Consider the following 11,713-nt stretch of genomic DNA (forward strand, 5'->3'; position numbering starts at 1 on the left):
GTTTACGCTAAGGTTCGCAAAGTGTTAGTTAAAGGTGCTTTATTCATCATATTGTTCGAGTTCTGCTAGCTTTTGATTAAGTAGTGTTGCTAGTTCGTCTTCATCAAGGCTGTCATAAGGATTTGGAGCAGATGTTTGTGAGTTTATTTCTACCTCAAATTCGATACTATCAGCTAAGACTTCTTCTTTCAGATAATTACTAATACTTGTGATATTAGGGTAATCAAATATTACAGATGATGGTAAAGTGCAAGCTAAGTTAATTTCTAGCCGATTTTTAAATTCTAGTACCATTAACGAATTTAAACCTAACTCTAAAAATGAGGTTTTTTGAGGAATAACAGTACTTGGGGCTAATCCGGTAACTTCGCGTAAAACTTGCTCAACTCCTTGAGCTAAAGTTGTTGTTCGCTCATCTACAGCTACAGATTTTAATTGTTTTAACAATTTTGCTTCTTTGCTATTTTCTTTGATTGCGATCGCTTCAGCAAAGAATGGTTGATTAATCTGAAAAGCTTGATAAAAAGTAGACCAATCAATATCAATAATAGCTCCTTGAGAAACGTTAGCCAGAATCAACTGGCTGAGATATTTGAGGGCGGTATCAGAAGACATACTTTGAATACCCCAATTAGCAAAACGTTGTTTGTCAATTTCATTTCCTGTATCCCATGCTCCCCAATTGATACTGATACTTGGTAATCCTAAACTTTGTCGTTGCTGCATTAAAGCATCCATAAAAGCATTCGCAGCCGCGTAACTACTTTGACCGGGCGAACCGAGAATTACAGCAGCAGAAGAAAAGGCAACAAAAAAGTCTAAAGATAGATTGCGGGTGTAGCGGTCTAATAATAAAGTACCTTCTACTTTGGGACGCATGACATTTTGATATCTTTGCCAATTTTGATTGCTCAAAAGACCATCATCTAAGACAGCCGCCGCGTGAATTACTCCACGTAAAGAAGGTAAATCTGTGCCAAAACGGGAGAAAAGTTGTTCCATATCTGCTGCTGAGGTAATATCAGCGCTGATAATTGTAATCTGTGTACCATTTTTAGTTAACGAGGCGATCGCTTCTGGTTGAGATTTAACATTGCGGCTACACAAAACTAAATGTTTAGCTCCCATTTCTGATAACCACTCAGCCATTAGCAAGCCCAGTTTACCTAAACCACCAGTAATTAAATAAGTTCCTTCTTTGGTAACTAGCTGTTGTTTTTGGGCTGTAGGGATTGTTGCAGATACTAACCTTGCTCCATAGCGGTTTCCTTGGCGTAAAGCTAGGCGTGACTCGCTGCTAGAAGCGTGGAATTCGTTGAATAAAAATTCAGCTTCATTCAGTTCTACCGTGGGCGATAAATCTAAACATACACAACGAATTTGTGGGTATTCATTATTAATTACTGCGCCTAATCCCCAAAGGGAAGATTGTTGAGGTTGCAAATCAGTCTCAGCTAGCACTCGATTTGCACCGCGAGTTATTAACCATAAATCAGGTAGTTTTTTCCAACTAGTAGTAATTTGAATTAAGTGCAATGCAGCATGACAACTCTTGTAAACTGTATCCGAACATTCTTCATCAGGTACATTTTCCCAAGCATAAATCACACCCGTAGGAAATTCTCCCGATGGATATGCTTCTTGATATAAGCGTTGAAAATCAGATTTTTGAGATCGATTGATGATAAACTCATTTTGAGAATGGCATTTATATTCATCACCAAATTCTACAGTGATGACTCGTTCTCCAGCTTTTTTCAATAAATCGCTCGACTGATTCAATGCTGTTCCAGGATGGACAAACACTAACCAAGAATTTTGAGAGTTTCCTGTAAAAGTTGGAAGTGTATCAAGCTTTTGCCATTGAACCTGATAAAACCAATTATTTTCAGTTTCCTGCCATAAACGTTGTAAGATCGCCGGATTAGTACGCCGTGCTGTTAAGTCTGTAAACCGAGCGCAAAGCTGTTCTTGCTCATCGTAAACATCTACGTTTACGCATATTTCACCGTTAGTATTAGATTTAACATCAATGTGCGTCCAAGCTTGAGTACCAGGATTGCCAAATAATTCTAATGAAGAGAAACCATAAGGTAAATGTAATTCTTGGCCGTGAACTTCTGGGAAAGCCGCACCAACACTTTGCAAGCAAGCATCTAAAAGCACGGGATGCAGACAATATCGCCGATCTGTCAAACTGCGATCGATACTAATCTTAGCTTGAGAACCATTGCTTAAATAATTTAGTTCTTGAATAGCTTGAAAACGCTTACCATAGCTAATTCCCATCTGCTGATAAAGCTGATAAAATTTGGAAATCTCAACAGATTCTCCTTTGTTATCAGACCAATTACTAACAGATGTGGGTATTTTTTGATTGTTGGGTTTAATTTCACCAGTTACATGGAGAATCCAGTTATCTTTTGCCGAATCACTACTAAATATTTCAAAACCATAGCCAAATGGCTTATTAGGCTTAAAAATCATTTGTAATCTGGTTGGAGATTGAGATAAAAGTAATCCCTGATGAATAGACACATTTTGAATAATCGCCAAATTATCAGTAAATATTTTCTGGCTAGCTACTAAAATGGCTTCAATAAAACCCGTAGCCGGAAATAAGATTTTTCCAAATACCTTGTGTTCTTCCAGATATTCTGGATTATCAGCACTTATCTCTCCTTCAAAAATAAATTCTCCCGTAGCTAGTTTTTTCACATCGCTAATAAAAGGATGCAACTTAGTTTTGATATCGGCTACAGAAAATTGTGAATTTGACAGCCAGTAACGTTCTCGCTGAAATGGATAAGTAGGTAAAGGAACCCGTTTTCCTTGCTTAAATACCTCTGTCCATTCTACAGAATAACCATTAACAAAAAGTGTCGCTAAACTTCTGTACATCTGAGTTTGTTCATCTTGTCCGGGTACGATACTGGGTAGCCATGATATTTCTTTAATTTGATAAGTTAGCCGTGCTATACCCAGTAACACAGGCTTCGGCCCTAACTCTAAAAAATGGCGATAACCACTGTCAATTAAGAATTTAAATCCTTTACCAAAATGCACAGTGTTGCGAAGATGGCGCAGCCAATAATCAGGAGTAGTAATTTCTTGACCAATTGGTTTCCCCGTGATATTGCTAATAATAGTCAAGCTTGGTTCATGGAAAGAAATTTTATCTAAAACCTTGGCGAACTCATCAAGAATTGGCTCCATTAACAGAGAATGAAAAGCATGAGATACTGCCAAGCGTTTAGTTTTATAACCCTGTTCTATAAAAGTTTTCTCTAGTCGATCAACAATTTCACTCAAGCCAGAAATGACATTAATTGCACCATTATCTGCGGCAATATTTACTTGATTTTTGTATAGAATAAGATAATTTGCTACTGTTTGATAATCAGCATAAATTGCTGCCATTGCCCCATTCTGCGGTAATTCTCCCATCAAGCGACCGCGTTGGACGACTAATTGCAAGGCGTCTTCTAAAGAAAAGACTCCTGCTAAACAAGCGGCGACATATTCACCAATGCTGTGTCCTAAAAGTGCAGAAGGTTGTATTCCCCAAGATTGCCATAATTTAGCAAGTGCATATTCAAGTGCAAAAAGTGCTGGCTGTGTGATTTGAGTCTGTTCGAGCAACTCGCTATTTGGCAATTGAAAGATTAAATCTAACAGCGATTTTCCTAAAATAGGTTCTAAGATTTTGTTACAAAGATCCAAAGTATTTCTAAAGACAGGTTCTTGGTTGTAAAGAGTTTGTCCCATCCCTGAATATTGAGAACCTTGTCCTGAAAATAGAAAAGCTACATTTGGTTGAGTTTCTGATGAAATTGGCGTAATTACATTATGAGAATCTTCACCTGTTTGGAAATCAGCAAGTGCTGTTTGTGCTGTAGTAATTGAGTCGGCTAAAACACACAATCGATGTTGGAAAACAGCCCGCCCTGTACTGGCAGTAAAACAAGCATCTGCTAAATTAACAGACTCATTCAAAGCGTACTGATAATTTTTGGCTAACTCTTTGAGAGATTTTTCAGAACGAGCCGAAAGCGGCAGTAGGTAAAATTTATTCTCGGATTTTTGCGGAGAGTTAGATGCAATTTCTCCAACAATAATATGAGCATTAGTACCACTAAATCCAAAAGAACTTACTCCCGCGATGCGTTCTCGTTCGCTAGAATGCCAGTCTTTTCCATGTACTGGAACTTCAAAAATATGAGAACTCCAATCAAAACGGGGGTTGGGTTGTTGAAAGTGAAGATGGGGAGGAATTTTATGGTGTTGTAAGGCTAAAACAGTTTTGATTAACCCAGCAATTCCGGCTGCTCCTTCTAAATGTCCTAAATTAGTTTTGACAGAACCAATAATTAAAGGTCGATTTTGAGGACGATCGCCAAATACCGCAGCCATACTTTCTAATTCTATCGGATCGCCGATCGCAGTCCCAGTACCATGAGCTTCGATAAAATCTATTTGCTCTGGTTTTAGTTTCGCTGTCTTTAGTGCTTGCTGTAATAATTTTTCTTGAGCATCGCCATTAGGTACAGTCAACCCACTACTCGGGCCATCATGATTCACGGCTGTACCATGAACTCTAGCTAAAATGCGATCGCCATTTTTAATTGCTTGACTTAACCGCTTTAAAACAATCATCCCGCAACCTTCGCCGCGCACCATACCATTAGCACTCGCATCAAAAGTCTTGCAACGTCCATCAGGTGCAAGCATCTGAGCGCGACTTTCAATTAAGGAAATTACCGGGGTTAACATGATGTTGACACCACCCGCCAAGGCAAGATCGCACTCACCATTACGCAACGCATTGCAAGCTAAATGTACTGCTACTAAAGAAGAAGAACAAGCAGTATCAACCGTCATTGATGGCCCTTGCAAGCCCAGTACATAAGAAAGACGACCGGCGGCTACACTTACAGAAGTTCCAGAACCGGTATAGGCGTTGATTGCTTCTGGTGCATAACTCAACTGGGCATAGTCTTGAGTCATCGCCCCCACAAAAACACCAGTTTGACTGTTGCGTAACTGCTGCGGATTTTGTCCGGCTGATTCTAAAGCTTGCCAAGTAGTTTCTAGTAGCAAGCGTTGCTGAGGATCTATAGCGACAGCCTCGCGGGGGATAATACCAAAAAATTCCGCATCAAATCGATCTATTTGTTCTAGAAATGCTCCGTAAGGAGAATATATTTTTCCTGGTGTATCTGGTTCGGGATGATACCACGCTTGGATATCCCAGCGATCGCCTGGAACTTCTCTGACTGCATCTTTCCCTTGTTCTAAAAATTGCCAGAATGATTCCAAATCATCCGCACCCCCAGGAAATCGGCAAGCCATCCCCACAATCACAATTGGATCTTCTGCTTGCTGTGGTTTTTCTGAGAGGATGTTTGAAAAATCATCAAGTTTACCGTATAACCCCTCTCCAAACCTCTCCCCCACTGGGAGAGAGGCTTTGAAACTGCCATTCTCTACAAGGAAAGGGGGGTTAGGTTGATTAGGATTGAGTTTTTGTACAGGAGTTTGTATTTCCGAAATATTTAAAACTTCTCGCAGGAGATAATCTGCTAAAGTTTCCACATTGGGAAACCGAAAAGTAATTGTTGTGGGTAAAGAGCAGTTGAAATCTATTTGTAGAAGATTGCGAAGTTCTGTAGAGGTGAGTGAGTCCATCCCCATATCAAAAAAGCCTTGTTGGGGAGATATTTCCTTAGTTGACAATCCTAATACAGTGGAAACTCGCAAACTAATCTGGCGGATAAGTAAATCGCGGCGCTGTTTTACAGGTACGGTTTGCCATTGCTCTAAAATATTTGATGCAGTTTGAGATTTAGCTTTTCCTTGGGGTAAGAAGTTTTGATAAAAGCTTTGATTAATGTATGGAAAACGCTTCCAGTCAATAGCAATTACACCAGCACGCACAATCTTGTTTAACAAGATTTTTTCTAAAGTATTGAGTGCTAAATCGGGTGCGATCGCATCATAACCTTTGGCTGCTAATCTTTCTAGAACATTGCGATCGACTGCTGCACCAATTTCGCTCCACGGCCCCCAATTGACGACTGTTGCAGGCAGATTGCGTGCATGACGATAATAGGTAAAGGCATCCTCAAAGGCATTTGCAGCCGCAGCATTAGCTTGTCCCGCCGAGCCAATTAGCGACACCGCAGAGGTATAACAAACAAAGAAATCTAAAGGATCGTTCAGAGTTAGTTGATGCAGTAGCCAAGTTCCTTTCACCTTGGGCGCGAGAACATGGTTAAAACGTTCTGGTGTCAGTCGCAGTAATGTTGTATCGTCTAAAGTGCCAGCGATGTGGAAAATTCCCCGTACTGGATACTGCGATCGGCATTCTTCTAGTAGGGCGTGCAGTTTCTTTGCATCTGTGACATCAACATCTTTAATTTGGATATCTGTGTTAGTTGATTGCAGGCTTTCCAGAATTTCAGGAGTGAGAGCTTTTGCACCACTGCGACTGCATAATACTAAATGACGAGCGCCACGTTCTATCATCCATCGGGTTGTGGCTAAACCTAACCCGCCTGTACCACCAGAAATTAGATAAAAGCCATCTTGACGTAAATTGATGTTTCCATTTGCTAGTTTGCGCTCTACCAAACGCGGAGAAAAGCGTTGTTCGCCCCGCAAAGCGATACGGTTTTCTTGGGTGTTGCGGTAAATTTCTCTAAATAATTTTTCTCCTAAATCTTGGGCGTGAGGATCTAAATCAATTGCTCTAAAATTTAGTTCGGGATGCTCTAGAACTAAGCTCAAAGCGATTCCCAATAACGAAGATTGGGCTGGAGAAGTTAAGGTGGTGCTTTCTTTTGCTGGGACAGAACCTTGAGTGATAAGAATCAGTGCAGGTGGATTTTCTTGTTGTAATAATGCCTGAAGTAAAAATAGGAAACGTCTACAATGAATCTCTACTGCTTGATAAATTTCGCCTTCTATTTCTTGTAAGGGCCAGAGGTAGATTATTTCACGAGTTTCTGGCGTTAAAAGGTTTTGTAATAGTGATAAATAATCGTCGGCGTGATCGGGATCGATTTCTTCAGGGGAAATGAGAGAACAAGCAACTCCCCTTTGTTGGAATGGGGCGATTAAACTGCGAGTAATTCCTTTATTATCGGCAAAGATTAATTCATGAGAAACAGACTTAGGATCGCCATTTTCTTTAGCAATGATGACGCTTTGTCGTAATAGATTGCGTGTCTCTGGTTTGGTTGGTTCGATGACGTTAACTTCTACAAATCCATGATTAGCGAGTAAATTTTGCCAATGTTCCGTATCTACTAAAGGATAACAATTTCGGAGTGGATCTTGACTACATAACCACCATCCCTCTGTTAAACCAAAGGTTAAATCTACCCAACGACGCGCCCCAGTACTTTCTAATAGTATTAGTAGAGCATCAGGAGCTATTAAAGAACGGACATTTTCAAGTGTTTTGTTAATATCTGTTGTGGCATGAAGAACGTTAGCAGCGATAATAATATCAAAACTTCCTGGGAGAAAACCTTGAGTAAGAGGATTTTTTTCTATATCTAAAGTTTGATATTGAATGAAGGGATAATCACTAAAACTTTCTTTGGCTCTGGTTAAAAAACTAGAAGAAATATCGGTAAATATATATTCAATTTGTGGAGGTAAATGTGGTAAAATTGCTGCGGTAGCAGAACCCGTTCCGCCTCCAATTTCGAGGATTCGTAGCTGACGATTTGTTGGTAACGTTGCTACTGCACATTTAATTGTGGCTGCAACTAGTTCATTCATCAACTTAGCACCAGCCGCATCAGAATATACAGATGCGATCGCATTCAAATCGCCTTGAGGAAATAATAATTCTAACGGCTCAATTTGGCGACGCATTACCGCAGCTAAAGCCGAACCACAACGTTCTATTAAATTAATTTCTGCCAGATAATCAGAAAATTCGCTGCGGAGGTTTTGGACTTGCAATTGAGATGCAAGTATCTCTGGTTCTTTGGTGAATAACCAGTCATTTTTTTGCAGATTAAGAATACCCTCCTCCGCTAGAATATCTAAACACCGCGATAATAAAGGGCGATAAAAATCAACTACTCCACCTCGAACAGCAATTTGTTCTTCTTGATAAATTTGATCTAATTCTGGTTGCCAATTAAGCTCTTTTAAACCTTCCCATATATAACTTACGCTTAAACTTTCCATCTCTTCAAGCAAGCGTTCGTATTGGGACAATTTATTTGCCAATTGCTGTTCTAATTCCTGTGGTTGGACTTGAGTTTTAATGACATCAGGAGTTATTAGAGATTCTCTACCATCAGGTAATAATGGTGCTAAAGTAATCCACTCTTCTAGGTAAGATTGTGGTTCGCTTTGATGGTGGATAAGTTCTTGGCGCTGAACAGATTTGAGTTCAAATCCTGTAATTGCTACTAGTAGATCGCCTTGTTCTGAATATATATCAATATCAGAGATAATATAATTCTCAGAAATTTGAGTTAGTCTAGCTGCACTGATAACACGATCGCTTGGAGAGTTTAAGAATTGAAATTTAGCAATGCGGACTGGTACATAAGTTACAGATGATTCTTGCTGAAATAAAATCGCAGCGATCGCCTGAAAACAAGCATCTAACATCGCCGGATGAAAACGATAATTTTTCGCTTCTAAACTCTGACTATTTGTTAATTTTATTTCAGCAAATGCACTATTTTTACCAGATTTAAGCTGATTGATTATTTGAAAGCTTCTACCGTAATTGACTCCCGATTTTTGGTAGGTTTCATAAAATGAATTAATATCAAGCTGTTCTGGATAATTAGCAGCTAATTGTGCTAAATTTTGGCGATTTACATTTAGTGACTTTAAATCCTCAATTTTTCCGCTAACAAGTTCATCCCAGCTATTATTACTTTGATGATATATCTGAAAGTTATTTCGGTCAATAATTAGTTGTAGTGTATCTTCTTGTTGTTGCAGTAATAATGCTTTTTTAAATTCAATATTTTCTAAATTTACTGCTTGACTTTCTGTCGCCGCTAACGCCATTTCGATAAATGCTGCACCGGGAAATATCGGTTTCTCAAAAACTTGATGTTCTGCTAAAAATGCAGGGCTATTTTGACTAATACTAGCTCGATATTGAATAGAAGATAGAGGAGAGGAGAAGCGATCGCCTAGTAAAGGATGTCCAGAATGAGGGCGATGAGATTTAGTAGCAGAGTCTATCCAGTAGCGTTTGCGAAGAAAAGGAGAATTGGGTAAACTAATTTTCTGCCCTGAGCGAGAACGATGAAATTCTTTCCAATTAATATTTACACCTCGTACATACAGTTCGGCTAAGACTGTTTGTATTTGCTGATAATTACTGCAATCTTTCGCTAAACTACATAAGCAAAGAATTTCATTCGTAGGTAAATTACTACGCTCTATATTAGCTAAAGTAGGCTGATTTCCAATTTCTAGAAATATTTTATAACCCATCTGATGCAGAGTGGCAATTCCTTTATCAATATTGCCTGATTGACGTAGCTGTTGCACCCAGTAAGCCGCAGTTTTAATAGAATTACTCACAACTTCACCATTCAAACTGGAAATTAAAGTGAGTTGCGGATTGTTATAAGAAACTTCTTCAGCTACTTTTTTAAAAGCTAAAAATTTGCTTTCTCCAGATAATTGAGCGCGAGTTGCAACTAACTTAACTGCATCCTCCAGCGAAAAAACTCCAGCTTGTTGAGCAGCAATATACTCGCCCGAACCATAGCCGAAAATTGCCGAAGGGCGAATTCCCCAAGATTTCCAGAGTTCACAAAGAGCATATTGCAGAGTGAATACTGCTGGTTGAACATATAAAGAATCGTCTATATTTTGATTTTTATCGAGTAAGTCTTCTAGAGAGAAATTTAAATAATTTTGGAATAGGCGATCGCATCGAATCAAAGCATCACGAAATACAGGTTCATTGACAAAAACTTCTTTCCCAATCCCAGAGAATATCTTGACATCATTGCAAACAAAAGCGATTTTGGGATTTGTTTGTACCTCGTTGTGAATAATATTAGTTTCTCGACTATTATTGCTAGCAAAAGCCTGAAGCTGTTCTCGAAAATTGGCAGTGTTGGAAACTAATAAAGATAATCTTTGTTGATGGTGAAAACGACCTGTATTTAGAGAAAAAGCGATATCAGTTAAGTTAACATCACCTTTTTGGTCAATATAATCAACGAAGTTAGTAGCTAATAGACGCAAACGTTCATCATCTTTAGCAGACAGAGTAACCAGTACAGGAAATGTATTTGTAGTCGCAGATTGTACTTGTGGAGGTTCGCTCAAGATAACATGAGCATTAGTTCCCGATGCTCCAAATGAACTGACTCCGGCTGCTTTCATCTTGCCATTGTTAACAGTCCAAGGACGAGTTTGTGTCACCACATCTAACGGTAAGCTATCCCAATTAATATGAGGATTTGGTTTTTGCAAATTGAGATGAGCCGGAATTTCAGCATGGTAGATAGATAATACAGTCTTGATCAAACCAGAAATTCCTGCTGCCGCCGCCAGATGACCGAGATTTGTTTTGAGCGAACCGACTAACAAAGGTTGAGATGGAGAGCGATTGATGCACAAAGCATCAGCCATCGCTTTAATTTCAATGGGATCTCCCAAAGATGTACCAGTACCGTGAGCCTCGATATAATCGATAGCATCGGCGCTTAAACGAGCGTCAGCGAGAGCCTCACGAATTAAATCTGTCTGCATCGGGCCGTTAGGAACTGTAAAGCCGCCACTCGCACCATCGTTATTTACGGCTGTTCCCCGAATTAACGCCCAAATGCGATCGCCATCTTCTAAGGCTTCACTCAATCTTTTTAAAACGACAACTCCGCACCCCTCACCAATCCCAAACCCATCAGCGCTTTCGTCAAAGGTTTTACACCTACCGTCAGCAGCTAACATCTGATTTTTGCACAATGCGATCGGCACTTCCGGCGTGAGAATTAAGTTCACTCCCCCCACCAACGCTTGTCGGCATTCCTGCGCCCGTAAAGAACGGCAAGCCAGATGAACTGCTACCAACGAAGAAGAACACGCCGTATCGATCGCCAGACTGGGGCCATTGAGATTCAAAAGATAAGAAATGCGTCCGGCAGCAGCATTTAGATGGTTGCCAGAAATATGATAAGCACCAACTGTGTTATAATCTCCTCCTGGTGCAATCAGACGAGCATAATCGTTGTTTGTGATGCCAATAAAAACGCCAGTTTTGCCGATTCTGGCGTTAGGCGCAGCCATAGCAGCATCTTCTAACGCCTCATAGGCAACTTCTAAGAGTAATCTTTGCTGGGGATCGATATGCAAAGCTTCTCGCGGTGCAATCCCGAAAAAGTGCGGATCGAACATCGAGACATCATCGAGAAAACCGCCTTGAGATACATAAATTCTGCCAGGTTTACCACGGTCTGAGTCATAAAAATCAGATATATTCCAGCGATCGCCAGGGATATCTCTGAGTGTATTACCACCAGCTTTCAGAAAAGACCAAAATCCTTCAGGAGTAGAAATATTTTTACCAAAACGACAACCCAAACCAACAACTGCGATCGGTTCGCTTTGTTGAGCTTCAACAGCCTTTAATTTCTCCTTCGCTTCATTCAGTGCCTTAAACACTCTCGCTTGGATAGACTTGTCGTTATCTGATATATCCATAAAC

General features: G+C 39.9%; 1 protein-coding gene. It reads right to left on the reverse strand.

Annotation, left to right across the window (positions count from 1 at the left end; genetic code table 11):
• Nucleotides 1–39 precede the first annotated feature (39 nt).
• The gene (locus tag RMZ95_RS25780) at nucleotides 40–11,709 is read right to left on the reverse strand and encodes an SDR family NAD(P)-dependent oxidoreductase (protein WP_322685933.1); all 11,670 of its coding nucleotides are present in this window, start codon (nucleotides 11,707–11,709) and stop codon (nucleotides 40–42) included.
• Nucleotides 11,710–11,713 lie beyond the last annotated feature (4 nt).

The sequence above is a fragment of the Nostoc sp. DedQUE07 genome, from assembly GCF_034530975.2.
GTDB lineage: Bacteria > Cyanobacteriota > Cyanobacteriia > Cyanobacteriales > Nostocaceae > Nostoc.

Bases quoted from the DNA above. Each gene is read 5' to 3' on its own strand.
- RMZ95_RS25780 (WP_322685933.1), bottom strand. From the start codon at position 11,709: ATGGATATATCAGATAACGACAAGTCTATCCAAGCGAGAGTGTTTAAG.